This is a genomic window from Alkalibaculum bacchi (assembly GCF_003317055.1).
GTDB lineage: Bacteria > Bacillota > Clostridia > Eubacteriales > Alkalibacteraceae > Alkalibaculum > Alkalibaculum bacchi.
In genome coordinates this window covers 76,053-101,769 of record NZ_QNRX01000005.1, presented here as the reverse complement: position 1 = coordinate 101,769, position 25,717 = coordinate 76,053, and the positions used below count along the sequence as shown (strand labels likewise).

Below are 25,717 nucleotides of genomic sequence, written 5' to 3'. Positions count from 1 at the left end.
GTAAATGATGATAATTAGTAAGAGCTAGGGGTATGTTGATTACATGATAGAGGAAACGGGTAAAGAGGCTATTGCCAATTTACCCGTTTTTCATTTTTTCTTACGAATTAAATTGCGCATCTTACTCTAGATTTAGCTTGTTTTTCAGAAAATAATTTGTTGATATAAAATGGCCTATACACATCAGTAGAAGTATCGCTATGACTGTACCCAAAAGAATACCTGCATTTGGCACTGTTGTTGCATTTATTGGTGCGGCAGCTAGGCTTCCATAATTCATTATCACATAGATCATAAGCATAATTACTAACACAATCTGTGTGAAGAGATAAAATACTCCAAAAGTTGCAAAGGACGCAAGGACCTTGTGGTTTTGAAAATGATGGCCTATTGAGATGGAATTATAAATTACCAGTATTGCAAGGGTAAGTCCTGACAGCATGTAGATAGGTAGCATAATATATATTCCACTTCCAAAGGTAGTTCCTATTTCCTCTAAAAATGTTGAAAATCCACTCATAAGACTATCTATATCAGCAATGATAATAATCGAAGCTATAACTGCTAGTATACTTAAGATGATCCACATCATAGAAGTAAGGAGCTTGCTTAAGACATGTTTCCAAGTTTCTACTGGTAAGGTAAAGCTAAGATAGCCTTCGTCACCTAAAAAGTTTTTATAAAATCGTTGAATCATTATTATAAAGGTTGCAGCCATAACGCTAAATGCGATTGTAAAGTATAATATAACGCTTAAAACATTTACCAATATCTGAATATTAAACCCTTGGGCATTTTCCAGGATTTCAAAGGGATTAAGAAATCGATTGACCACTGTAACAACAAATAAGATAAGGTAAAGAGGTAGCAGTGTTCTAGCTGTAGCTTTGATTTCATATTTTAATAGTTTTCCTAACATTTAAATACCTCCCTAAATAATGAATCTATGGATTTGCCTTCTTCCTCTCGAATTTCATCGACGGTTTTTGTTAGAACGACCTGACCCTCTTTTAAAAAAATGATATCGTCTAATATTTTTTCAATATCTGAAATCAAATGGGTTGATATGATAATAGTGGCGTCTTCGTTGTAATTTTTTAGAATGGTTTCTAAAATATAATCTCTTGCAGCAGGATCTACACCGCCTATAGGCTCATCTAAAAGATAAAGCTTTGCTTCGCGGCTCATGACTAGTATAAGCTGCATCTTCTCTTTGGTACCCTTTGACATGGTTTTTAGTCTGTGTTCAGGGCTTAAATGTAGTTTACGTAGCATATCATATGCTTTTTCAGAATTAAAATCATGGTAAAAGTCTTCAAACATCTCTATTACATCTTTAACTTTCATCCATTCATTTAAATAGCTGCGCTCTGGAAGATAGGAGACTACAGCCTTTGTTTCGATTCCAGGCTTCTTTCCATCAATAAACAGCTCACCTTTAGTAGGCGTAAGCAGAGAATTACATAATTTGATAAAAGTGGTTTTTCCACTGCCATTTGGCCCTAATAAACCAATAATTCTTCCTGTAGGTATTTTTAGATTTAGATCTTTTAATGCTGTTTTTCCATTGAAGGTTTTGGTCATATTATTACATTCTAAGATATAGCTCATTTTTCATTCCCCCCTGATAAACTACTTAATATTTCTACGATTTCTTCGTGCTTAAATCCTAGTTCTGACATCTTCTTTAGAAAGACTTCGATTTGTTCTTTTGCTAGCTTTGTTCTTGTTTGTTTTATCATATCTACATCCTCCGTTACAAATCGCCCGCTGGTGCGTTGAGTGTATAGTAAACCAGCATCTTCTAATCCAGAAAGAGCTCTCTGCATAGTATTTGGGTTTACTGCTGCCTCTTGAGCTAAATCTCTCACCGATGGCATCTTTGAGCCCGATGGATAGATTCCAGCGCAGATTTTTAGCTCTATCTGCTCGATCAGTTGAGCATATATTGGTCGGTCCGATGATAAATCCCACGACATTTTATCACTCCTAATATTAATGAACTTTGTATTAATGTACTAATAACTTAATACAATAATATGTAATTCTATCTGCAATGTCAATACATATTTAAAATAATTATTTAATATAATAGAAAAGACTGTTAGAAACATCTAACAGTCTTTTCTATTTGAATATGAAAGTTCTACTTTTAATTTTAGCTCTTGTCTAGTCATCTGAGCGCAAGCGAAATATCTTAATTCATAAGGAATACCCTAATGCTAGTGACTAAAGCGCGAAGGCGCTTTTTCATAGGGTTTATTATATGAAAATTTTTAAATAGATTGGAACTGTTCTCCTTTGATTTCAAAGATTCCCATTTTCTTCATACGAGGAATATAGAAGGGGTATTTTTCTTCTCCTGTCTTCTTGAGTTTTTCGGAAAGAAAAATCTCTAAGTCTCCTGGAGTAATATCTGGGGTATGGTCTTGGATGTATTCTCTTGCTTCTTCTATAGAAGTAAGGGGTTGTCCAAATTCAAAGGCGTGGTGAGTTAAAGAATAATGAATGGCCTTTTCTCTAAGGTTTTCCTCTACATCACTTACATTCATTTTTTTAAATGTGTCACATTTTGTAGGAGATAGATTGCCTTCCTTGTCACCATGTACGACAGCGATTAGCTTTTTACAGTGGGGCAAGAAACATTCTAGTTCTTTTGCTCCAAAGAAGCTAACTAAGATAATATCCCATTGACCTTGAATATGATTAGAATCCATAATCTGAGTTCTTATATTTTGGATATTTTTTTCATTTATCGTTTGCTCAAGGGCATTAAGAGCGACTTGGTTTATATCTGTACAGGTGATATTTTCAATATTATGATGTAGTTCTAAATCCAAAAGACCAAGTCCGCATCCGATATCGCAAAGGGTAGAAAAGCCTTCTAGTTTTGGCTTAATAATCTGGGCGATATTTTTAAAAAAACCAGTATATTCATTTGCTTCTATGTATCGCCTAATAGTGCCTTCATTCCAATCAAATTTCACATTTATTTCCTCCTTTGTATTACGGTTTCTTAAAAGAGACCTTCTGTCCAGCAGTATAAATTCGAACATTTTCAGATCTTGCTGCGATTCTAGAGGCTTTTTCGTTATCCTTGACCACAAATCCAGATAAATCACCAATGCCAAAGTCAAAAAGACAAGGAGCTAGAGGCGTTCCTGGCCCAACGATGGTAATTTGCTTGGCGTTTTTAGAGATTTCAATAAATCTAGGTAAAGTTTTATCTATAACACTGCTATTTGACAGGAAAACATAATCGCATTGGGGCAAAATGTATTCGCTGGCAGTTACAGGAAAGTCGTCATCTTCAGGTTCCCATTCGATAATAGACAGATTACATACTGGTTCAATCAAACTCTCTAATTTTGTAAAGTGACCATATACTGCTACATTTTTACCTTTCACCATGTTTTGGTACATGATGAATGGGTCGAAAATACGGTCTTCAACCCGTTTCGTATCAGAAAAGGAAACTCCATTTTTTCTTGCAGTGTCTAGATTATTGTAGTTGGCATTTATAGCGGCCAAACCTATTGAAGATTCAAGAAAATTCCAAGATTTGATACAAGTAGCTACCTCTTTTAAAGGTGCACCGATTAAGTTTTTAGAAAAAATTGATGGTCTCGTATCTCCATAGCGTACACCAGAGATACCAACCCAGTCTCCACTTCGGACATAAGCATAATGTCTTCCACAAATTAGCTCGTCTACAATCTTATTTTCATCGATTCCATCAATTAAGGTATCATATATTTCCCACATACTAAAACTCCCTTCTACATTTGCATTGTAATTCACTATCTAATATGTAAGTTCTCAAATATATCTTCTGTGATACAATGACCAAATCTCAATTTTTGACGAAGCATATGCTGAATATTATCTAGCTTTTCAATTGCAGCTAGGCTTTGCTTTTCTTCTTCTGAGGTTTCAATTATTTTATACATACCGCCATTTTTAATGACTACTCTTTTATCTGCACTAAGGGCTAGTAGGGGGTCGTGAGTGGAGACCAAGATGATCTTATCATTTCGAGCTAGAAGCTCAATAGCTTGACGCCTGTCGATGCCGGCATTTTCAATTTCATCAATGAGCACGATGGGCGAATTGCTCATAAAAGCGGTGTCTGCAATCATTAGTGCTCTAGATTGTCCTCCGCTAAGTTGAGTGACCTTAGTATCTTTTGAGAATTTTTCGCCAGCTAAATCATTAGCGCATGTAAAGCACTTTTCTATTACGGTCTCTGCTTTGGGAGTAAGTCTACTCTTAGCATGCATCTCTAAAAACTCTTGTACAGTTAAATCCATAACAAAATTCATATTTTGTGAAAGTTGAGCTACTAGTTTGCCTTCTATTTCAAAACGGCTATCTTCATCTATTTCGCTATCATTTACAAGGATTTTCCTTCCTGTAGGAGTATCTGCTTGTGCTAAACATTCGATATCGTTTAAGAGTCTGCTTTTTCCAGAGCCTGTAGGTCCTACTATACTGATGATCTCCCCAGATTGAATCTTAAGAGAAACATTCTCAGCTTCCCGTGATTTATTGAAACCTCCTAGAATAGTCAAGGAAGAAACAGAGGCAAGAGCAGTTTCTTCAGAGGTAAAGGTTTTCAAAAAAGAATGTAGGCTTAAAAGCATACTGTATTGATCTACTCCAAATTCTTCTAGGATTTCATCATATGCTTGATCTAAAGCTTCAATAAAAGGTTTGTCTTTTGCAATATCTTCTAATCGATAATTAGCGAGAAAATCCATAACAATTGGATATGTTTTTAGTATTTCGTCGAGATTTTGATTATGTAATATGGAAAAAAAGTCTTCAATCATCATAATTTATTAAACTCCATTTTCTTCATCATTCCCATTTGATAGAGGTCTCCTATTTTTGTTTCACCGGTACAGTAAGAACAAACAGCCGCAGGCGTGGTAAACTTTAGCTTCATGTCTTTAAGGGTATGAATATCTTGAGCCTGCTTTAAATACTTTGCAAGTAAAAAACTTCCTTGTCCCGTAATGCCGTTGACAAAGATCACCTTTGCAGATGTATTTACTTGTTTAATATTAAATGTAAAGACTTCCCGCTCTGCTTGTGAGACAATATCGCCTTTTGTGACCACAACAATATCTGCAAATTTTAGCATAGGGCCTATTTTTCTTGGGGTATTTATTCCAGAGAGATTGTCTATGACGCAAATCGATAAAATTCCATTTATATAGGGGGAACAACGATTACAAAGGCCAGCGCTTTCGGTGATAAGCATTTCAAAATTTGATTCGATACCCCACTGGACGGCATCTTCAATATTGCTGACAAAAAAGTGATCTGGACATATTTTTCCTGAGAAACCCGTTTCATTTGGAATATTAGCCTCATTGTAACGCAGATTGTCAAAGGAAGTAAGGCAATCGAATTTGACAACGCCAATGCTACTCTTTGGCATGTCCATGCATTCGATTAATCTTATGATTACAGAGGTCTTCCCAGAAGAGGGGGGACCAGCTACGGTGATTAATTTCATGAGAACCTCCTTATATATTCTACTTAATATTATCCATAGTGTATCATACTTGAAAAGATATACACAAGTTAATGAGAAATCTTAATCAAATTAAAACAAATTAAAACAAACTAAAACAAATGTAATATGATTATAATATAAATACTAATATTAATCCATACATAATATGGAATATTTTGATTTTTTTACTAGATTTCTGTAAAAAAGAGCAATATTTAACCTTGTTTTGTCATTTCACTTTACTAAAATCATCAAAAAAATAGCGAGGTTTCCCTCACTATTTTTTGCTTTGTTAAAAGAGTTCATTTACATAAACAGTTCTTTTCCATCGCTCCAACGAGCGAATTCTGGGTCAGAATCAATTGTTTTTACATTTTCCATTCTTTCTGGTTCCATAATATACTCAAAGATTTCTTCCATAGAAACAACTTCTGTTTCTATTCGTTTTGGTATAAGTGTCTCTAAGGCTTTGGGAGTTATCCCAGCGTTTAAAAAATAATCCTTTATAATTTGTATATTTTTGACGTACATGAAGATAACCTCCTTATTATCTACTTTGTACATATAGTATACCCAGAAACTTATATTTAAATCAGTCTGTACATCGCTTGTATAGGGAAAGTTTTGATTTTAACAATTATTCAGCTATTGTTCGATTATTGCCCAAAATACTATTGTTCAAAGTGTAGCAAATTTAAAATGTTTCTTAACTCTTTTACGCTAACTTGTCCTGGTGCGGATACTTCTTTTGCTGCTGCAAATGTCATGCAAGAGCCAAATAACTCACCTGACAGCCTAGAAATCACACCTAGGGATGCCATTGACATGGTGATGCAAGGGCGATCCCCTTTTTGTTTTTTCATCTCTAGAGTTGCAGAAAGCAGGGTTAGCACATCTTCTTCGCATTGGGGCATAACTGCAATTTTAGTAATATCTGCATCGTATTCTTGCATTTTAATGAGTCGATTTACGATTTCTGATTTTTCAGGTGTTTTGAAAAAATCATGGTTTGATATGATGACTTTGACATTCTTTTCTTTTGCAAGGGCAATTAGTTCCTTGATATTCTTTTCAGAAGAGAATAGTTCTACATCGACGATATCAATATATCCAGATTTGATGGCCTTATGATTTAGCTGAAAGTATTTCTCTTCACTCATTTCATATTCTCCACCTTCTTTTTTTGTTCTGAAGGTAAAGAGAAGAGGTTTGTTGTACTTTTGACGGATTTTTTGAAGGAGTTCTTCTACTTTGTCAAAATCTTCTACATTTTCATAAAAATCAACTCTAAATTCTGCTAAATCAAAGTCAACTGTATTTAAAAAATCGACTTCATCTAGTATGGCTTGCTCTGTTTTTCCAACTAGGGGAACACAGATTTTTGGAGCACCTTCATTAAATACAATATTTTTTACTTTTACAGTATTCATATGACCTGTAACTCTTTGTATGATTGAATGTTTACCCATTGTAAACCTCCTTTTATGAACTACTAAATCTTATTGTTCTTTTTTCATTATTCTTCTTGTTTTTTACAATTTAGTAATGAATTCTTATCACACTATTACATTCTACTTAAAGTATAGGAAAAATAACAAAGGTAGTCAATAAAATCACAACTCTTAAACCCTTGAATATATTGATGGCTACTTCTGTTTACACTTAGTTTATACATAAGTAATTTATTGTAATTCCTAAATTATTAATATATAATTTTGTTAAATGTAAATAAAAATACAGACTTTAATAGTAATTTGATTTTGTGAATCAATAATAACATCTGGAGGAATCACATGATTGAGGAAATAGAAGAGTATAATGAAGCGAATTGGGATAAGTCAATCATTTCAAAGCATATATTAACTTTAGAAAATTACTATACTATACTTGAACAAGTACCCTTTGGTATCGCCATTTCACATAATTGTTATCCAATCACTACAAAAGAAAAGTCTCTAGTCCTCATTAATTCTATGTACGAAAAGATTACAGGAAGAAAAAAAGAGGAATTGATAAGAATAGGCTGGAGTCAAATTACACATCCTGATGATTTAGAAAAGGATCTTTATATGTATAATAAATTGATGAAAGGAAGCATTAATAGCTATTCTATTGAAAAACGTTTTATAAAGCCAAATGGCTCAAGTGTATGGGTTCTTTTAACTGCAATTAAATTAGAATGTAGTAACAAATTCAAAAATAATCATATATCAATCATTCGAGATATTACAGATTGGAAAAAGAAGGAATATCAATTAAAGTATGCTAATGAGCATGATAAATACACAGGATTGTACAATCAACGATTTTTTGAGGGGGAATTAGCTAAAGAATCTATTGAAGGGAAAAATTGTAAAAGAGCTATTTTGTTAATTGATTTTAATAAGATTAATTCTATAAGCTTAGATTATGGATATCATTTTAGTACAAATCTCATTAAAGCAATAACGTATAAATTACAAAACCTTGAAAATGAAAAGAGAAGGATTTTTCAAATATCATTTGAAAAATTTGCATTTTATATAAAAGGATATGACCATCAAATGGAGCTTGCTCAATTTTGTGAGGAAATTTTTGATACGATTAAAGAGGTACAAATCTTAAATCATATAGGCTGTTCTATAGGAATTTTTGAAATTGAAGAAGATAATTATGATGCTGAAAGCATCATTAAGAATGTTTCTATTGCAGCAGGTAGAACAAGTAATATAAAGACATTTGAATATTGCTATTATGATGGGGAGTTAGAAGAAAAAGTATTTAGAGAAAATTATATTAAAGATGAATTGTTTAAAATAGTAATGGGCAAAAATAATAAAAACTTTTATTTACAGTATCAACCAATAATAGATCTTCGAACAAATAAGATACATGGATTTGAAGCCTTAGCTCGATTTCAATCAAAAGAACTTGGGTTAGTGTCTCCAGCTGAGTTTATACCTATTGCTGAAGAGATGCAATTTATCGTACCGATTGGCTTAGATATTTTACATATGGCGTGTAAATTTATTAAGAAGTTAGAATTAGCTGGTTATGATCGTTTAAATGTTTTTGTTAACGTATCTACGATTCAGCTCTTAAGAGATGAATTTGTTAGTGACTTAAGAGCATTAGTCGAAGGTATAAAAATCAATCCACAAAACCTTGGAATTGAGATTACAGAATCCATTTTTATGGATAATTGCGAAATGGTCAATAAAAAATTGTATGCATTGAGAGAAATGGGAATTGAAATTTCCATTGATGATTTTGGTACGGGTTATTCATCAATATACCGTTTAAGAGAATTGAACGTAGACTGTATAAAGATTGATAAGTATTTTATAGATAAATTACTTAAGCTAAAAACAGAAGAGGTTATTACAGGCGATATCATCTCTATGGCACACAAACTCGGCTGTACTGTTATTGCTGAGGGAGTGGAGCATGAAAAGCAAAAACAATATTTGATTGATAATAATTGTGATTTTGTTCAGGGGTACCTTTTCAGCAAACCTCTCTATGAAAAAGAGGCACTTAGAATGTTAGGAATACAAGACTAATAATATCAAAGGAGTAATAATGAACGGAGTACGCATTATTATACTAATTTTCATCATTTTTGTTTTACTCATTCATGTTTTGATTTATAAAAGACGTAATAATATTTTAATAGAAAATAAAAAAAGATATGAAAAAGAAGTTTTAAGATTACAAATATTAACAAATGTCTTGACAAGAAAATTTATAAGCAAACAAGAGCAGTTAGATTATCTCCTACATCAAGCTCTAAAGTTAACACAAAGCCAATATGGGTATATCTATTTATATGATGAAGAAAGAAGAGAATTTTGCCTTAATTCATGGACAAGTAGCATTATAAAAGATTGTATTCTAATGGAAGAATCGATGAAGTATGAACTCGACAAAACAGGCGTATGTGAGGAGGTAGTAAGGCAGAAAAAACCAATTGTAATAAATGATGTTCACAAAGAATGTGTACAAAAAAAAGGATGTTCAGGATGTCCAAAGGGATATGGGTCTTTAAATAAATTAATGACAATTCCTGTTATTATTGATGACGAAATCGTGGCTATAGTAGGCGTTGGCAACAAAAGTAGAGATTACAATGACGAGGATATTTATCACTTAACAGCCTTGATGAGTGGAGTGTGGCATGCAGTAGAAAGAAGAAAAACACTAGAAAATATCGAATATTTAAGCTTTCATGATTCTCTTACAGATTTGTATAATAGGAGATTTTTTGATGAAGAGGTAAAACGCCTTGATAGGGAGAGAAATCTACCGATTTCTATTATAATGGGTGATGTCAATGGTCTGAAATTTACGAATGATATCTTTGGACATAGCTACGGGGACCTACTGCTAAAAAAAATTGCTGAGGTATTAAAAGAGGTATGTAGGGCTGATGACATTATAGCGAGAATCGGTGGAGATGAATTTATGATCTTACTTCCACGAACGAATTATTGTGAAGCAAAAAAAATAATCAGTAGAATAAAAAACGAACTGCCTATGAAAAAAGTAAGATTTATAAAATGTGACATGTCTTTAGGTGCATATACTAAAGTAGATAAGAATCAATCTTTTAAAGAGGTAATAGATAAAGCTGAAGAAAAAATGTACTTTGAGAAATCTATAAGGAAAAAGGAAGTACAAGAGCAACTCGTCAGTTTCATAATAAATGAATTACACAAGATTAGTGAAACAGAATATAATCATTACCTCCGTGTAAGTCAATTGTGTAAGAAATTAGGCAGAGTATTGTTTTTGCCGGAAGATGAGATACAAAATTTAAAAACAGCTGGTTATATCCATGATATTGGAAAGGTTGCATTGGATCAAAAGTATTTTGATAAAGAGTATAAACTTTGCCATCAAGAAATAAAAGAAATGAAAAAACATCCTTTACTAGGGTATAGAATTTTAAACTTAGTTCATGCCAATAATAAATTAGCAGAAGCCGTTTTGCATCATCATGAGCTGTGGGATGGTAGCGGCTACCCACAAGGACTAAAAGGAGAAGAAATTCCATTGTATTCTAGAATCATATCCTTAGCTGAGTGCTATGACAGATATACAAATGAGAATGATGAGAACAATCCAATAGAGAAAAAAGAAGTTTTATCTCATATTAAGGAATTTGCAGGGCAAAAATATGATCCTAAGCTTGCAGAACTATTTATTAAAATCATAGAATGACCTACTAGTATTATAAGAGAAATTCTGATGCTTGTATTTTAATCGTAGCTTCGGCGCATTTATTTGCAATGACAATTTTGATGTGATAAGCTTGATTTAATAGAGATATATATTGAAGCAATTATTCCAATCTATAAAATAGGGGGAAAGTATGAAGAAGAAAGTAATGAAAAAATCACTTTTACTAGCAGTTATTTTGCTTTTCTGCTTGTCTTTGGCTGGTTGCATACCAGGAGATGGAAGTAATAGCCCTACAGATACGGCAGGATTCTTCTCAGGGATCTGGCATGGTTGGATTGCACCATTCTCACTTATTTATTCCTTATTTAACGACAATATAAGCATCTATGAAATCTACAATAATGGCTTTACTTATAATTTGGGTTTTTATATGGCTATTATCAGTGGTTTTGGCGGATTGGCATTATCCAGGAAAAAGGATGAGTAGTAGTATGAATATTATCTAGAAAAGAGCCTCTCATATACAAAGAGAGGTTCTTTTGGTAGCTTGTATAAAAGGAAGATATTTGTGAATTTATAGAGAGTCTATAAATTCTAAAAAAATCGCATTAGAGACAGCGCTAATGCACTAATTGCAATGAATAAAGTGAACAACGCAAACTTGTTGTTCGCTTTAGATCCTAATAAGATTTTCAAACTGTCAATTTCATTTTTCAGGGTCTTATTTATTTCCTTTAGAGAAGCTAATTGTTCATCGTGGGATTGTCCTAATGTAGATTGAGATTCTAATTGTTTACTATGAAGTAAATCAATGTCAGCCTGAGCTTGCAAAGATTCTTCAAGCCGTTTATGATTTTCATCCAGGGTTTTCAGTTGTTGTTCATGAGATGTATAGATTTGTTCGTGAACCAACAATTTTGCTTGGAGTCCTTTACTAATCTCTACCTGAATTTGTAAGGATTCTTCAAGTTTTTTTTGATTTTCAGCTTGAGTCTTCAATTGATGATTCAGTCTTTTGTCATTTTCGTCATGAAGCTTCAATTTCTGATCATGAAGTTTATCAATTTGTTCCTGTGCTTGTAGTTGACAATCAATTTTTTGGTTCTTTTTAGACTGGATTTCCAAACGCTCATGGTGATTTTTTATCAAATTAGTGAGATCTTCTAGTTTTTTTAAAAGATCTTCTTGTTTCTTTAATTGTTTTACTACAGTGATTACTTCTTGCGTTGCCAGTTCAGATAATTCTTCTTCGGAAGCTCCTTGAAGTTTCATCTCTAGTTGTTGAATTACTGTACGATTGTTTGCAAGATTAGTACAGCCTAATGCAAATAAGTATTGAGAGATTTTTGCTAGTTTAGTTTGAAATTCAAAAGATATTTTATGAGCTTTTGTACCTAATTGAACTGCCTCGGCTAAATCTACTCCTGCTGATTGCAATTCTTCTATTGCAGCCTTTTTTTTTCCAAAACCGACAGATTTATTTTTGGCTCTCTCTGCAGAATCTAATGCTCTATTTGCTGCTTCTATGGATTTAGTAACACTATTATCGAGCTCTTTAATTTTAATAAATTGTCCTTGAATTATTTCAGGTAAATCGCCTTCACTTAGGATTGGCACCCTAGGTTCTATTACTGTATCAGTTTGCAAAATATCACCATTTTGATTCATAGCTTATAACCCCCATTTTAAAACAGAATGAATATCTTTGATTAATCCAGGATTATGTTTTTCAATACCTTGGCGATATGTACCGATATTATTCATTGATTCTCTATTGGCTTTCCATGTTTCCATTGTAAATATAGTTGCTCTTTTCATTACTTCGGCTGTCTCATTTAAAGTTCTTTCCGTTGTTTGGGCAGCTACCCAAGAATCTGCTTGCATATAATATATTTTTGCATTCATGAAGTGCAATTGCTTGCTATGAAGGGCCATTCTCTCATTTCGAAGCTTATCGTTTTTAATACCCATTGATACATCTGTTCCCACTGCAATGGCAAATCTTCCTACTCCAACAAAGTTTACACGCAAAACGAATTCTTTAGCAAACATTGATGGATTTCCAGCTGACTTCATTGATTCTATGCCTCCTCGTATTGCAGCATCACCTAAGTCAATCATTGTAAATGTACCTGTTGCAATTGTTAGCATCCGTACAATGGTGCGATTCTTAGTAGGCTTGACTTTGTCCCAGTCTACTCTGCCTAGCTCACCTAGCTCTCTTATACCTTTTTCTTTTATCTCCATTCCAAGTCGACGAATGAAGTAGAAGCCTCGTACAATACATTCATTGATTATAACCGGTATTGCCTGACGTCCAAGTTCATGTGCTACTCCTAATTCTGCTCGCAAATCAAATCGAACCTTGTCAATAACTTTCCCCTCTGAATTGTGCTCACCAAGTAAAGTTCCATTAAATAGCTTAGAAAGCCACTCCGAAAATGTATTCTCGCCAATATGAATGTTTTTAAAGAAAGGAAGTACGGATAATTCTTTTGCAAGTGAAAGCAAAGGTCCAGGCAAACCAGTTCCAGCACCATGGTATTTATTTGATCCTGCCATATCACTGACGAGATGAAGAAACCAGAATACAGAGCCGAATAAAAGCTTTTGTGGAATATCTTTACCAATATATGCCTTATCTTTTATATTAACTACTATAAAATGTCCATTCGTATCCGTTCCGTATGCTTTTTCAGTAAATTGGGTGAGTAAAGAAAACATGAGACCCATAGGGGTTGGGTGATGTGCAAAATCACGCAAATGGTGTTGAAGAGGTCCACCAAGTTCATTTGTAGTGCTGTCACTTGGTGCTCCAAATCCGCTCCTTATTCCAGAATTTCCATGTTTTTTTCCACTTTCTAAGTATCTAATTGCTCCTTCAAGGTTATCACCCTCGTATCCTTGCGTTTGTGCCATTTTAACAACAAAGTTATTGACCTTATCATTACCCCAATCCTTACCATTTTCAAAATCAAATTTGCCAACCCAAAATGAATCTATAATTCCTGCAAGGATACCACTACTAACTGCAATTATGTAATCAATACCGTCTGAATGATTCGTTAAACCATCTATCTCCTTGTTTAATTCATCTACTCTTCTATGAATGGATATTAACTGTGCATCAATATAATTTAGCCCGTTTCTAATTTCTTCTTTCTGATAGCCTACGGCTTCAAGTTCCATATCAAACTCAACTTCAAAATCTTCTGTTGCAAGTTTTATTTCTGGAAATTTAATGATATTTGCGTCAACCATATGTGATCTACTCCTTTTGAAATAAAAAGCATGTTATAGAATATAAATATTTGTGGGATAATTTTTATTTTATCATATACTGTAGAAATTTGTATGATATTGTTGCTTGTTGAAGTATTGGTTTCTTTAGGAAAAGGTGTATACTATAAGAAAATAGTTTTTTAGAGGAAAGGAGTGACAAGTATGTTAGATATAATCAAAACAAGAAGAAGTATTCGGAAGTTTGAAGACAGAGAAGTAGAAAAAGACAAGCTTAAAGCTATTTTGCAAGGTGCTTTAACAGCTCCTTCGTCAAGGGGGAAGAGACCTTGGAATCTTATAGCAGTCACAGAAAAGGAACAGTTCAATCAATTATCTCAGTGTAGAGAAGTAGGTTCAAGCTTTTTAGCCGACGCTTCTGCCTGCATCGTTATTGTAGGAGACCCTACAGTTACAGATGTATGGATTGAAGACGCATCTATTATCGCTACCATATTACTTCTAGAAGCCCATGGACAAGGATTGGGGGCTTGTTGGTGCCAAGTGAGAAATAGAGAAACGAAAGATGGAAATAGTTCAAGTGACTTTGTAAAAAGTGTTTTAGGTATACCAGCACAATACTCTGTAGAATGCATCATTGGAATGGGATATCCTGGGGAGGAAAAGCAACCTTACGATGAAGACGAATTGCCATATGATAAGATTCGTTATGGAAGGTGGTAAGGCGATCAGGTGGTCAGGTGGTCAGGTGGTCAGGTGGTCAGGTAAAATCAGCGGTCGCGGAGCGACCTGCTGACTTTACTTAGAACTTAGCAAAGCCATTGTTCAATTACTGTTAGAAGAAGTGTCTTTAAAATCAGATAATAAAAGTTTTACAACGCCATTATAACTTAGGATGCCTTGTGTCTGATTGTTGGCTTTTAGGTAATTGTCGTTTAGTTTATGGGCTAATTCCTCGGCTTTTCCTTCTTTTGCTTTCCAGTAATTTCTGCTGTATTCCATATCTCGTTTTACAGCATCGCTAATAGTCGAGTAAATTATTTTATAACTGCTCTCATCTAATTTGTGCATTTCCTCCATTAAATACTGCATTGCTAGATAGTAACCTGAATATTGAAAAATTGGATCTGAATGATTGGTGGATACTTTATAAGCGATAAAGTTTGCCTCTTCTTCCTTAGCAAAACCCCGTTGATGTGCCATTTCGTGAATAATAGTTGATGGAAGATTCTGGGGAGGAATATCCGTATTTATATTTGGTTCAAAAGTATAAGGAATGTAAATTCCCATAATTCCCGTAAAGCTCATCCACTGAGATAAAAAAATCGGTTTTGCATGTCCGTTAATAGGAAATAATAGATCGTTGTCTTCTTTGTAAAATGCCTTTTGTGCTTTTTTGCTTAATTCACCAAAAGAATCTTTTAAAACAAATACCCCATTAGAGTCTTCTTGTAAACCTTGACGAACGAGGTTTATTTTCCTTATAGTTTGAACAGTAAGTTCTTCTAATTCTTGCATAGTAGCAGGTTCAGTGTTCATATTCGCGATTTCTATGTAATCAAGCCTGTAATAATTAAAACCCCATAATAGATAAAAACCAATATATAATAAACTTATTGTTCTTACTAAAAAATGAAAAAATTGAGTTTTTTTATTAAAGAACAATTTAGGTTTTAATAGTAGTAACACTAAAAACAACAATAAGACAAAGAGTAAAATTTCAGCAAGGGATATGGGAACGAATCCATTAAAGGCGCTAAGGAATTTTGCTATGTATGGATAAATTGTTGAAGAGTACATAGACTCTACAGTTTCAGGGTTTTTAGATGCAAAAATTGTAAGAAGCCACGTAAGAAATGCTATAAAAGCAATGAAAATACTAACAACCATACTTCTATCCCTCCTTTCAATAATAATACCGTTAATATACATAATATCCAGCAAAGGGTGAAAACTTGCTGGATAAAGCTTCGTTATATAAAATATTATATCGCACTTTCTATTTCATTAATAGATACCAAGATTTGGATTTGAGAATTTTTTAAAAAAAAGTATACCTCCCATAAAGATATATTTGTGAAAGTGATTGCCAAGTTTTTGTTTATTTGTAATGTAAGATTTTATGCAAGAATATACTACTAAGGAATCAAATTTTTCAAAGGGGTGATTTGAACTGGAATCGAATATTATTTTGTTTGCCATTCTTGGCATTTCACTTTTAGGTAAGGCCAATTCTGTAGCTATTGCATCCTGTTTGTTGTTATTGATTAAGCTTTTAAGCTTAGATAAATATCTTTTCCCAACTATAGAAAGTTACGGGATGTCTATAGGATTAGTGCTATTAATTGCAGCTATTCTAATTCCCATTGCTAGTGGGGAAATTAATTTAGGGAATATTAAAAATGTGTTTACATCGTGGATTGGCATTATTGCAATGCTGATTTCACTTTTTACTACATATTTAAGTGGCTTAGGTGTACAGTACCTAACAGTGCAGGGCCATGGAAATATTATGCCTTCTTTAATCTTTGGAGCAGTAATAGCAGCGTCCTTTTTAGGAGGGGTCCCCGTGGGACCGTTGATTACTTCGGGTATGTTGGCCTTTGTATTGAAACTAATTCATAAGTAAGCGGAATGTGGAAAGCTGAAAGCAGAACTTTGTAGCCGTTTATTGGTGAGTACTAGTTTCGTTGACCATTTCATGTAAGGCCATTATGATTAAGTGCACTAAACCCATATTTGTTTCAGATATTGTCATATACAATTGTTTTACCAACGGTTCAACTATTGTTTAATAATTGTTCAATTGACGTTTAATAATTGTTATGAATAAAGGTTTCCCAATAGGGGCATAACACTAGTGAGAAAGTTATTAACAAAATATGGGTAGGTGTATAAGATGGATAACAAGAAGCAAGAGCAACTAGAACAGTTTAAAGTTGATGACAGTGACAAAGTTCTCACTACCAATCACGGATTGCCTTTATCAGAAGATGAATTTTCTTTAAAAGCAGGGGAAAGAGGCCCTACTTTAATGGAGGATTTTCATTTTAGAGAAAAAATAACCCACTTTGATCATGAGAGAATTCCAGAACGAGTAGTCCACGCTAGAGGAACAGGGGTTCATGGTGAATTTACTCTTTATGAATCTATGGCCAACTATACAAAAGCAGGCTTTTTACAAGACCCCAATGTGAAGACACCTGTATTTGTAAGATTTTCCACAGTTGCTGGTTTTAGAGGTTCTGCAGATACGGTTCGAGATGTAAGAGGTTTTGCTGTTAAATTCTATACTCAAGAAGGCAATTACGATTTAGTTTCAAATAATATGCCTGTGTTTTTTATACAAGATGCCATAAAGTTTCCAGATTTTATCCATGCTCATAAACCTGAGCCAGATACGGAAGTTCCTCAAGCTTCAAGTGCTCATGACACTTTTTGGGATTTTATTGTAAACAATCAAGAGTCTGCTCATATGGTTATGTGGGTTATGTCTGATCGCGCTTTACCAAGAAGTTTTCGTATGATGGAAGGCTTTGGCGTCCATACCTTCAGATGGATTAACAAAGAGGGAAAGGCCACTTTTGTCAAATTTCATTGGAAGCCTGTTTTAGGTGTACATTCACTGGTGTGGGATGAAACGCAAAAAATAGCGGGCAAAGATCCAGATTTTAATCGTAAAGATATTCAATCAGCTATTGACTGCGGAGATTATCCAGAGTTTGAGTTAGGCGTTCAACTCCTTCCTGAAGAAGATGAATTTAAGTTTGATTTTGATGTATTAGATCCTACAAAGATTTGGCCAGAAGAGGACATCCCAGTAAAAATCATTGGAAAAATGACTCTCAATAAAAATGTAGACAATTTCTTCGCTGAAGTAGAGCAAGTTGCTTTTCATCCTGGGAATGTAGTTCCGGGGATTGATTTTACCAACGATCCTTTACTTCAGGGCAGATTGTTCTCTTATACGGATACCCAGTTAATACGACTTGGAGGCCCAAACTTCCATGAAATTCCTATTAATCGCCCTGTAGTTCCTTTCCACAATAATCAAAGAGATGGATACCACAGAATGACAATTAATACAAGCAAGGTGAGCTATCATGCAAATTCTATGGCAAATAATACGCCAAAAACGATCCCTGAAAGTGAAGGGGGCTATGCCCATTATCAAGAGACGGTTCACGGAAGCAAAATCAGGGAGAGAAGTGACAGCTTTAAAGATCATTTCTCTCAGGCCGCAATGTTTTACAACAGCATGAGTGAAGTTGAGAAACAGCATATTATTGAAGCCTTTAAATTTGAGCTTGCTAAAGTAAAATGCATGGATATTAGGCAACAGGTAGTTGATATGTTTGGAAGCATCAATACGGACATGATGACACAAGTAGCTCAGTTTATTGGGGTAAATCCTCCAAAAACACAACAATCTGTTTATGAAAAAGTATCTCCAGCTCTTAGCCAAGAAAATACAGTGAAAAAGGCAGACACTTTAAAAATAGGAATCATTGTATCGAATGGATTTGATGTAAACGAATATGAAAACATTGTAACTGCCTTAACGACTGCAAAAGCCAAACCTGAGATTATAGCTCAGTCCCTTAGTCCTGTACAGGACAGCAATGGAAATAATCACATACCCATTTATACTCTATTGTCAACGGATCCAGTTCTTCACGATGGAATCATTGTACTTTTAGGAGATCAAGGCTGTGATACTTTCCAGGCTGATGTAAAGAGATATATTAATGAAACCTTTATACATTACAAGCCACTAGCTGTTTCAAATTCTGCTTCTAGTCTATTAAATCCTAAAATGAAAGGCCAAACAGGAGTTACTATAATAGACAATACGAATGTACAAAAGATGATTGATGATATCTCAATGCATAGACACTGGAAAAGGGAAGTAGCACTTTAAGCTACCAGCAATCAGTGTCCAGCTATTCGTTTTTCGCCCCCTAATGGGGGTTTTTTTGGTATTATCTTTGATTTTAATGAACAAAATACATTTAAAATGTAAAAACACTTAATTTTTCCTGGTTAATTTCCAAATGTTGGGGTATAATAGTATCAGAACGTAAGTTCTGACAGGGGGAGGATTTAATGGATAAGAGCTATGAACCGATCATTAGCCAATTGATTAAAAGAATAGATGCAGAGCAAATTTATGTTCTTGATTTAAAGACGATTAAACTTTTTTTAGTAGTTTGGAATGAAAATAAAAGCAGCTTTCGTAAAAGAGTGCAAATTCGCCGGATTTTTTATTCTGCTGATATCAAGCTTGACACTCCTTTTGATATTATCTCACTGACGAGCCAAGAAGTAGAAATGGCAATAAAAAAGGGGGATATAGTTGCATCAAATATTCTTAATGGTGGAGAGTTACTGTATCAAAAAGAAGATTATGAAAATAGAAAGTTATTATGATATTTTGCTGTTATTGTTGTTATAATTCTAATGATTTTATAAAATCATTAGAATTATAACAACAATCTATCTACTCTTCATTTTTGTAACTCTTATGAAAAATCTCTAATTTTCAAATGAATACCTATCTACCTACCGATGAAACATTGCTTATAAAGCAGCTCAAATGTAAAGCGAGGAATTAGCAGTAGAATATAGAAGTAGAAAATCAATAATTATTGAACTAATAGCGACTTCATAAGGCTATTTAAAATATCTATGTATAAAAATAAGCATGAATAAGTAGAACAAATCCTAATTGTAGGATATTTTGCCTATAAGGAGAATAAAGGAGTGCCCACTGGGAGGCTGTGACTATAGGAGGACAGACAAAGGAAGGTATAGACGCAACCAACGAGCTTACCTATTTGTTTTTGCAGTCTAAGAAACAAACAAAGTTAATAGTGTAAATCACCTCGCCTTTAGGCGAGGTGTAGTGGGGAAGGTTACCTCCCCTTTTCTCATTATAGTAACTTTCAATGTTTAACAATTGTTTGCTGGTAATCTTGACCAGTGAGACTTGACCCTAGCACTGGCGGCTGAATGCTGATGGCTTACAGATTGCTATCTATACTAGGGGTAGTAGGTCCTTGCGTTGAAGATTCTTCGTTACCGGTTTGGCCATTCATATTTGGTTTTTGTCCAGGAGTTCTTTGCTTTCCAGAAAAACCATCATTTGGTCTACCACCTCCTTGCATATTTCCCGAAGAGGTACCGTATTCTGTAACGATATTTTCGATTTTGATACTGCCAAGCTTTGTCCCGTCTGAATAGGTGCCTCCCGAGTAGTATCCATCCTTTGCTTCACCTGTAGATTTTCCTCCTGTATAAATGGTATAGGTAGAACCACCTTTAATAGTAGGGGATGAAAGAATTACGCATTGGTAATCTTCTGCAGGTGTAAAGGTTAAGATGTTTTTGCCTTTTTCGTCTTCTACGTGTATTAAGGTACCTTTTGATTGAACGGAATCTAAATTGATTTTGATGCTATTTTGTTTTGAAGAGCTACTAGGTGCTTGTGCCATTCCGGCGCTGCCTGCTGTGACGAGTATCCCTCCATTTACATCTAAAGAACCAGCGTAGTCTAAGGAACCATTTCCATCATTTGTAGGTCCATTTACTATTATAAGGCCATCATTTATAGTAGCCGTTCCATTTACATCGATGCCATCCCCATCTGCATTTACGATTACTTCACCACCATTGATTTCAAGATGGCTACCATCATCTGAGTCAAAATTATTTTGACCAGGTCTTCCATTTATTGAAGAACCATCATTTCCTCCAGCTGTATTTATTCCATCATCGCTAGATGCGATATGAAAAGATCCGTCATTAATGGCAATAGATGAACTTTCAATTCCTTCATAACTCTTTTGAATATGAACAGTACCATTATTTAGTGTGAGTGATCCATCGGAATGAATTCCATCATCTCCAGAATGAATCTGGATTTCTCCACCATTTATGGTTAAGCTATCGTTAGAATGAATGGCATCATCAGCAGAGTCTATAGTCATATTGCCACTATCTATAGTAATATCTACTCCCGCCTTGATGCCCTTAGCACTTTGTGTGTCTGTCGTTTGAGCATTCTCATCTTGTGATATAGGATTATCTGGCTTTGAATCATCAGGCATAATGTTTTGTGGGTACTCACCACTTGGAGGAATTCTTTGGGGAGCTCTGTCTTCTAAATCCGTATTATTGATATCTTTTGTATTTGTACTAAACCCCATTCTTTGTCCACCTTCATGGCTGACGCCATTTTCATTGCCGCCTCCTGTTTTGATATTTATGTCTCCATTTTTTACAAGTACTTTTGTTTCCCCTTGAATTCCGTCATTTCCTGCTTCAATATCGACCTCTCCATTTTCAATGTAAACAAATCCTTTTGAGGAATTTTGATCATTATTTGATTGCATCCCATCACTTGTCGCCTGTATGGTAATCGTACCGTTTTTTACAGCAATAAAATCTCTTCCTCGTATGCCATCTTCTGCTGCTTGTACGGAGATATTTCCGCTTACAATTTTCAGTTCATCTTTAGAGGAAATGCCGTTTTTGTAATTTCCAGTGACAGTAAGGGACCCTTCACCATTTATGGTTAAATCATCTTTACTAAATAGAGCCGCATTAGGCTCATCACTACCAGACTCTAATGTATATGTTTTACCATCTGTAAGGGTGTTTTTCGTGTTCTTTGCTAAAGTAAGAATCGTCTTATCAGAGTTCACTACATAGATAGGTGAATTATCGCTACAATTTATATTTGCTCCATTTAAAATCACTCTAACCGTTTCCTCATCTTTAGAATTAATTAAAATTTGACCGTCATTTAGAGTACCTGAAATAACGTAAGTTCCACCTGATACGATAGTTAGTATATTATCTTTAACAATAGCACCATCTCCATCACTTTCAATAGAATCTCCCTTTAGTACAATAGAATCGGAATCTTCTTGGCTCCATTCATCATTTAATTCTTCTTCACTAAAATTTACGGAGATTGAAGAGGAGCTATTTGATGTATTAGCATTATTTGTAGTCTTAGGAGTACAAGAACTAAAGATCAATACACAGAGAATTGAGAGAACCAATGCCTTATATATCTTATTATTAAATCTTTTTAATAGCATGTTTTTCTCCTTATGATTGTTTTGTCACTATAAAATGAAACTTAAGTGTTTAGGTAGCGTATTCGCCATTATAGCTTACCAGTGTAGCATGGTTTACCCCATGTAAGGCAGAAAGTTCATTTAAAAAAACAGTATCATTATTTTTTATTCGGACTTCATAAATTAATTCAATCGTTCCATCAGTGATAGCTTTACTCTTTATCTTATGCTTATTGCACTTTGTTTTTATAAGCTCTGAACAGGATACTTCTGTAATCTCATTTTTGCATTCAATCATAAGAATATAAGGGCATTCTTTAGGACTAGACATTTGAAAGCCTATTAACACAATCCCTATGAAAAAAGATCCTAATATGGCTAAAGGAAGTAAACCAGCCCCGAGGATGATTCCTGACCCAATTGCCCAGAATAAAAATACTAAATCCAGTGGGTCTTTAATGGCAGTTCTAAATCTTACAATGGATAAAGCGCCTACCATTCCAAGAGATAATACAATATTGCTTGTCACTGCAAGTATAATAAAGGTTGTGAGCATGGTTAAAAGCACAAGGGAAGTGTTAAACGGCTTTGAGTACATAACACCTGAGAATGTTTTTTTGTAAATAAAATATATAAATAGACCAATGCCAAAAGCGCCTATTAGAGCAATGGTTGCATCTATAATAGAAAAGTCGCTTACCCTTTCTAAAAAACTTGATTTTAAAATATCGTTAAAATTCATAGTATACCTCCAAATGTTTATGCATTAAGGGTAAAAAGTCTACCTGATGCGTATTTTGAATTTGCTGTGCTTGTGGTTTCATTTACTTGTATTAAGTCTCTAATGATTTCCGGTAAAAAGTGATCAAACTTTACCTCGAGAACACACTTATGTGGTTCTATTTCTAGGTAAGATAGTGTATCATTAAAAAAATCTGTAGGATTAATGCTACACCGAATATTGTAGTCTAGTGTTATTCTCGTGTTTCCAGGTCTAAAGGTATAAGCCTCTCTTTGGTATTGGATAATAATTTTAGGGAGTAATACTTTTGTCTTCATTTTTACATAGAACTCTTTTTGTAGTGAGTCGTCTTTGTCTTTAAGAAATTCAATATCTCCTAAAAGGATCTTTTGGATATCCTTTTTTGCCAGCTTTGTGCTGAGCTTATATCCTTTTCGTATCTCCTTGACCTTTTTTTCTAATCGAATATAATTGTAATCATTGTTATAGCACCTAATCCTAAATTTTTCCCTATAAGGGTCTCCATTTAATTTTTCGTTTAAAGCATCATCGTATAAGGTGTCAAAATATAAGTTTTTAATGAGATAGCTTTTTCCTTGAGAATGTACATCCATAGGAAGGAATTTTTTTAATCTTGAGTGTAGTGTTATTCGAGTTTCCTGTGAAATGGAGTGTTTGTATTCATTTCGGTAATATTTTTCTTCCAAGTTTTAACCTCCTCTTTTAATTGTCTGTAGCATTAGTTTAAATGAAAAGAAGAAAAGCTTCTCCGAAAAAAGGCGTCAAAATTAAGGCAAAAATTACGAAATAAAAGCGTAGCCATCAGCGATCAGTCATCAGCTATCAGTATTCTAGGGCAGGGCTTTGTGGGTCAAAGATTTCAATATTGCATAGGATGATTAATCAGTAGATAGGATTGAATATAGAGGACATAAAGAAAAAAGATGGATCTAAGTCCATCTTTTTAATATATTACGAAAGTTCTACTTTTCAATTTAACTACTTCATTATATGTGATTGAATCTTTGACCTATGAGACTTGAGCCTAGCATTGATAGCTGTTAGCTGATTGCTAATGACTAAAGTGTCAAAGGCACTTTCTTGAGAATGATCTATTTAATTAAAAAATATAGTAAAAGCCGTTCCCTTAAGGCTTGATTGGACTTCTACTCGGCCACCGTAGGAGGTGACTATGGATTTGACGATTGAAAGGCCTATGCCGTGGACTCCGTTTTCTCCCTTATAAAATCGATCAAAAATACGAGGAAGGTCTTCCTGGCTGATTCCAGGACCATTATCTTCAACTTTAATGACTATTCTACCTTGAGTTTTTCTACATGTGATAATTATTTTACCTCTAGAATATCGTAAGGCATTAGATAATAAGTTTTGAAAGGCTCGCTCTATAGACTTTTCATCGTAAGTAAAAAGTACTGGATCTTCATCAAACTCGTAGCTTACTTTTATGTTTTTACTTGTAAATAAAGAATGGTATCTTTCAGCTGCATAAGATAAAGTTTCTCGCAGATCATTTTGTGTAGTAATCATATCCTTTGATCTAGACTCTAATCGGGAAAGGTAGATAATATCTTCTACTAATTCGCTAAGTTTATCCGTTTCATCCTTTATGATAACACAGGCACTGTTCTTTTCTAAAATATCAAATTGAATGCCTTCTGCATTGGTTTTAATGATTTGCAGGGGTGTTCTCAATTCATGTGAAACATTTTGAAAGAATGCTCTTTGCTCTGCATCGTATGCCTTTAATTTTTTTGATGTGTCATTCATGGGATTTTTTAGATGATGAAGCTCTAAATCGTCAAATTCATCTTCTATGGTTTCATATTTGCCTTCGCCAATTTTCTTGGCAAACTCTGATAAGTATACAATGGGCTCAGTAATCCTTGACCCAATTACATAGGTCATGAGTACAGTTGTCAATAAAGCAAGAATCATGATAATCCATAAAATACGACTAAGATTCACTTTAAATTCATTCATATGAGACATATTAATAAAATTGACAATATAGAATTGATCTAAATCCATATCGGATTTAGATATTGAAGTAAAATAATACAGTCCTGAGTCTGTCGAAAGCTTTTGTATTTCACTAGTATCTAAGTTGATTTTTTGAGCTTTTATTTCTATTGTAAAATCCTGCAAGTCTCTATTGTCGAAGTACTTGTCTAAAGATTGGGTAGGGTGTAGTATAACATAATTTGATGTTAAGACTACTGTTTCGGCTTTTCCCATAGGAGTGCCATTAGGCTTTGGCTTATGAGGTATTTGTGGTTCGCTGCCGCTGTCCATCGGACCTTGCACAATGTAATCTCTAGAATTATGTAATACCTCATTTGCATTGTTTTTCATATACTGAGAAATCAAAAAATCAAAAACCATAGAAATAAATATAAATACAATGAGTATGAGTAGGATTACTCTAGAAATAAGCCTAAATTTTATGCTTTTTTTCGTATCTTTCAAGGGTCAACCACCTTCATAGTAAAGCCAAAGCCCCATATGGTTTCTACTTTTGTATTGGTATGGACGAGCTTTTTTCGGATTCTGCGCACGGTATCGTCACAAGCACGAGTTTCAATGTCTTTTTCGTAACCCCATATTTCATTGAGCAGTTCTTCTCTTGATACTGCTCGATCTGCATTTTCAATCAAATAGAGTAGAAGATTGTATTCTGTAGGTGAAAAGTCTATAAGAGCACCATTAACGGTGATTTTCATGGCCTTTCGGTTAATGGAGATTTGACCGAAGGTAAGAGAATTTTCCTGTTTTTCATCGCTTTCTTGTAACTGTTTGTCTAGTTTAACTCTTCGCAGTATGGCCTTTACCCTCATTACTAAGGAGATGGCACTAAAGGGCTTCGTAAAATAATCATCGCTACCTAGATTGATCCCTGTTGCATAATCTAAATCGCTGTCTTTTGCTGTAAGGATAATCATA

Annotated in this window: 24 protein-coding genes and 1 pseudogene; 8 read left to right on the top strand and 17 right to left on the bottom strand. The window is 34.2% G+C overall.

Annotated features, from left to right (window positions below; all coding sequences use genetic code 11):
* Nucleotides 1–121: 121 nt before the first annotated feature.
* The 9 genes from DES36_RS05130 to aroD all read right to left on the bottom strand — a co-directional run bounded on the left by DES36_RS05130 (nt 122) and on the right by aroD (nt 6,954).
* Complete coding sequence (locus tag DES36_RS05130; protein WP_113920150.1) at nt 122–919, bottom strand: hypothetical protein; 798 nt, start codon at nt 917–919, stop codon at nt 122–124.
* On the bottom strand, nt 913–1,611 hold the full coding sequence (locus DES36_RS05125; protein ID WP_113920149.1) for an ABC transporter ATP-binding protein: 699 nt from the start codon (nt 1,609–1,611) through the stop codon (nt 913–915). The genes DES36_RS05130 and DES36_RS05125 overlap by 7 nt, the downstream gene beginning before the upstream one ends.
* Nucleotides 1,608–1,979: a GntR family transcriptional regulator gene (locus DES36_RS05120; RefSeq protein ID WP_113920148.1), complete on the bottom strand. Its 372-nt coding sequence runs from the start codon at nt 1,977–1,979 to the stop codon at nt 1,608–1,610. Before DES36_RS05120 ends, DES36_RS05125 begins: the two co-directional genes overlap by 4 nt.
* A gap of 297 nt (nt 1,980–2,276) precedes the next feature.
* Entirely contained in the window at nt 2,277–2,987 is a 711-nt protein-coding gene (locus tag DES36_RS05115) for a methyltransferase (RefSeq protein WP_113920147.1), read from the bottom strand.
* Between the two features lie 19 nt (nt 2,988–3,006).
* Complete coding sequence (locus DES36_RS05110; protein ID WP_113920146.1) at nt 3,007–3,765, bottom strand: Rossmann-like domain-containing protein; 759 nt, start codon at nt 3,763–3,765, stop codon at nt 3,007–3,009.
* Nucleotides 3,766–3,800: 35 nt separating this feature from the next.
* Nucleotides 3,801–4,835 (bottom strand): ATP-binding cassette domain-containing protein, encoded by a 1,035-nt coding sequence (locus DES36_RS05105; RefSeq protein ID WP_113920145.1) that lies wholly within the window; start codon nt 4,833–4,835, stop codon nt 3,801–3,803.
* Nucleotides 4,832–5,524, bottom strand: coding sequence for a GTP-binding protein (locus DES36_RS05100; RefSeq protein WP_113920144.1), 693 nt, complete (start codon nt 5,522–5,524; stop codon nt 4,832–4,834). The genes DES36_RS05105 and DES36_RS05100 overlap by 4 nt, the downstream gene beginning before the upstream one ends.
* A gap of 306 nt (nt 5,525–5,830) precedes the next feature.
* Entirely contained in the window at nt 5,831–6,055 is a 225-nt protein-coding gene (locus DES36_RS05095; protein ID WP_113920143.1) for a hypothetical protein, read from the bottom strand.
* A 140-nt stretch (nt 6,056–6,195) separates the two neighbouring features.
* Entirely contained in the window at nt 6,196–6,954 is a 759-nt protein-coding gene (gene aroD / locus DES36_RS05090) for a type I 3-dehydroquinate dehydratase (protein WP_113920226.1), read from the bottom strand.
* Nucleotides 6,955–7,317: 363 nt separating this feature from the next.
* Here aroD and DES36_RS05085 point away from each other — a divergent pair, with 363 nt between their 5' ends.
* The 3 genes from DES36_RS05085 to DES36_RS05075 all read left to right on the top strand — a co-directional run bounded on the left by DES36_RS05085 (nt 7,318) and on the right by DES36_RS05075 (nt 11,174).
* Nucleotides 7,318–9,066: a sensor domain-containing protein gene (locus tag DES36_RS05085; RefSeq protein ID WP_113920142.1), complete on the top strand. Its 1,749-nt coding sequence runs from the start codon at nt 7,318–7,320 to the stop codon at nt 9,064–9,066.
* Nucleotides 9,067–9,085: 19 nt separating this feature from the next.
* Entirely contained in the window at nt 9,086–10,726 is a 1,641-nt protein-coding gene (locus DES36_RS05080) for a diguanylate cyclase (RefSeq protein ID WP_113920141.1), read from the top strand.
* Between the two features lie 151 nt (nt 10,727–10,877).
* The gene (locus DES36_RS05075) at nt 10,878–11,174 is read left to right on the top strand and encodes a hypothetical protein (RefSeq protein ID WP_113920140.1); all 297 of its coding nucleotides are present in this window, start codon (nt 10,878–10,880) and stop codon (nt 11,172–11,174) included.
* Nucleotides 11,175–11,281: 107 nt separating this feature from the next.
* Here the strand turns inward: DES36_RS05075 and DES36_RS05070 are convergent, their stop codons facing one another.
* A complete protein-coding gene (locus DES36_RS05070) occupies nt 11,282–12,355 on the bottom strand; it encodes a hypothetical protein (RefSeq protein WP_113920139.1) in 1,074 nt (357 codons plus the stop codon).
* A gap of 3 nt (nt 12,356–12,358) precedes the next feature.
* A complete protein-coding gene (locus DES36_RS05065) occupies nt 12,359–13,948 on the bottom strand; it encodes a hypothetical protein (RefSeq protein WP_113920138.1) in 1,590 nt (529 codons plus the stop codon).
* A gap of 183 nt (nt 13,949–14,131) precedes the next feature.
* Between DES36_RS05065 and DES36_RS05060 the strand changes: the two genes are divergently transcribed.
* Nucleotides 14,132–14,650, top strand: coding sequence for a nitroreductase family protein (locus tag DES36_RS05060; RefSeq protein ID WP_113920137.1), 519 nt, complete (start codon nt 14,132–14,134; stop codon nt 14,648–14,650).
* Between the two features lie 102 nt (nt 14,651–14,752).
* Here DES36_RS05060 and DES36_RS05055 read toward each other — a convergent pair whose 3' ends face one another.
* On the bottom strand, nt 14,753–15,817 hold the full coding sequence (locus tag DES36_RS05055; protein WP_170128182.1) for a DUF3810 domain-containing protein: 1,065 nt from the start codon (nt 15,815–15,817) through the stop codon (nt 14,753–14,755).
* Between the two features lie 283 nt (nt 15,818–16,100).
* Between DES36_RS05055 and DES36_RS05045 the strand changes: the two genes are divergently transcribed.
* The 4 genes and pseudogenes from DES36_RS05045 to DES36_RS15430 all read left to right on the top strand — a co-directional run.
* Complete coding sequence (locus tag DES36_RS05045) at nt 16,101–16,556, top strand: DUF441 domain-containing protein (protein WP_113920134.1); 456 nt, start codon at nt 16,101–16,103, stop codon at nt 16,554–16,556.
* A gap of 270 nt (nt 16,557–16,826) precedes the next feature.
* A complete protein-coding gene (locus DES36_RS05040; protein WP_113920133.1) occupies nt 16,827–18,848 on the top strand; it encodes a catalase in 2,022 nt (673 codons plus the stop codon).
* Between the two features lie 185 nt (nt 18,849–19,033).
* The gene (locus DES36_RS05035; RefSeq protein WP_113920132.1) at nt 19,034–19,357 is read left to right on the top strand and encodes a hypothetical protein; all 324 of its coding nucleotides are present in this window, start codon (nt 19,034–19,036) and stop codon (nt 19,355–19,357) included.
* A 335-nt stretch (nt 19,358–19,692) separates the two neighbouring features.
* Nucleotides 19,693–19,797: pseudogene (locus DES36_RS15430) on the top strand (pyruvate formate lyase family protein); the annotation flags it as partial.
* A gap of 153 nt (nt 19,798–19,950) precedes the next feature.
* Here the strand turns inward: DES36_RS15430 and DES36_RS05025 are convergent.
* From DES36_RS05025 to DES36_RS05005, 5 genes are all read right to left on the bottom strand, one after another.
* Entirely contained in the window at nt 19,951–22,035 is a 2,085-nt protein-coding gene (locus tag DES36_RS05025) for a carbohydrate-binding domain-containing protein (RefSeq protein WP_113920130.1), read from the bottom strand.
* 49 nt (nt 22,036–22,084) lie between these two features.
* Complete coding sequence (locus tag DES36_RS05020) at nt 22,085–22,756, bottom strand: DUF4956 domain-containing protein (protein ID WP_113920129.1); 672 nt, start codon at nt 22,754–22,756, stop codon at nt 22,085–22,087.
* Nucleotides 22,757–22,773: 17 nt separating this feature from the next.
* Nucleotides 22,774–23,463, bottom strand: coding sequence for a polyphosphate polymerase domain-containing protein (locus tag DES36_RS05015; protein ID WP_113920128.1), 690 nt, complete (start codon nt 23,461–23,463; stop codon nt 22,774–22,776).
* Between the two features lie 409 nt (nt 23,464–23,872).
* Entirely contained in the window at nt 23,873–25,243 is a 1,371-nt protein-coding gene (locus DES36_RS05010; RefSeq protein ID WP_113920127.1) for a sensor histidine kinase, read from the bottom strand.
* Entirely contained in the window at nt 25,240–25,716 is a 477-nt protein-coding gene (locus DES36_RS05005) for a winged helix-turn-helix domain-containing protein (protein WP_113920126.1), read from the bottom strand. Before DES36_RS05005 ends, DES36_RS05010 begins: the two co-directional genes overlap by 4 nt.
* Between the last annotated feature and the right edge of the window lies 1 nt (nt 25,717).

Coding starts and splice junctions, on each gene's coding strand:
- DES36_RS05125 (WP_113920149.1), bottom strand. CDS start 1,611: ATGAGCTATATCTTAGAATGTAATAATATGACCAAAACCTTCAATGGA.
- DES36_RS05070 (WP_113920139.1), bottom strand. CDS start 12,355: ATGAATCAAAATGGTGATATTTTGCAAACTGATACAGTAATAGAACCT.
- DES36_RS05095 (WP_113920143.1), bottom strand. CDS start 6,055: ATGTACGTCAAAAATATACAAATTATAAAGGATTATTTTTTAAACGCT.
- DES36_RS05110 (WP_113920146.1), bottom strand. CDS start 3,765: ATGTGGGAAATATATGATACCTTAATTGATGGAATCGATGAAAATAAG.
- DES36_RS05100 (WP_113920144.1), bottom strand. CDS start 5,524: ATGAAATTAATCACCGTAGCTGGTCCCCCCTCTTCTGGGAAGACCTCT.
- DES36_RS05085 (WP_113920142.1), top strand. CDS start 7,318: ATGATTGAGGAAATAGAAGAGTATAATGAAGCGAATTGGGATAAGTCA.
- DES36_RS05130 (WP_113920150.1), bottom strand. CDS start 919: ATGTTAGGAAAACTATTAAAATATGAAATCAAAGCTACAGCTAGAACA.
- aroD (WP_113920226.1), bottom strand. CDS start 6,954: ATGAATACTGTAAAAGTAAAAAATATTGTATTTAATGAAGGTGCTCCA.
- DES36_RS05020 (WP_113920129.1), bottom strand. CDS start 22,756: ATGAATTTTAACGATATTTTAAAATCAAGTTTTTTAGAAAGGGTAAGC.
- DES36_RS05040 (WP_113920133.1), top strand. CDS start 16,827: ATGGATAACAAGAAGCAAGAGCAACTAGAACAGTTTAAAGTTGATGAC.
- DES36_RS05080 (WP_113920141.1), top strand. CDS start 9,086: ATGAACGGAGTACGCATTATTATACTAATTTTCATCATTTTTGTTTTA.
- DES36_RS05035 (WP_113920132.1), top strand. CDS start 19,034: ATGGATAAGAGCTATGAACCGATCATTAGCCAATTGATTAAAAGAATA.
- DES36_RS05055 (WP_170128182.1), bottom strand. CDS start 15,817: ATGGTTGTTAGTATTTTCATTGCTTTTATAGCATTTCTTACGTGGCTT.
- DES36_RS05065 (WP_113920138.1), bottom strand. CDS start 13,948: ATGGTTGACGCAAATATCATTAAATTTCCAGAAATAAAACTTGCAACA.
- DES36_RS05105 (WP_113920145.1), bottom strand. CDS start 4,835: ATGATGATTGAAGACTTTTTTTCCATATTACATAATCAAAATCTCGAC.
- DES36_RS05075 (WP_113920140.1), top strand. CDS start 10,878: ATGAAGAAGAAAGTAATGAAAAAATCACTTTTACTAGCAGTTATTTTG.
- DES36_RS05005 (WP_113920126.1), bottom strand. CDS start 25,716: ATGATTATCCTTACAGCAAAAGACAGCGATTTAGATTATGCAACAGGG.
- DES36_RS05060 (WP_113920137.1), top strand. CDS start 14,132: ATGTTAGATATAATCAAAACAAGAAGAAGTATTCGGAAGTTTGAAGAC.
- DES36_RS05025 (WP_113920130.1), bottom strand. CDS start 22,035: ATGCTATTAAAAAGATTTAATAATAAGATATATAAGGCATTGGTTCTC.
- DES36_RS05120 (WP_113920148.1), bottom strand. CDS start 1,979: ATGTCGTGGGATTTATCATCGGACCGACCAATATATGCTCAACTGATC.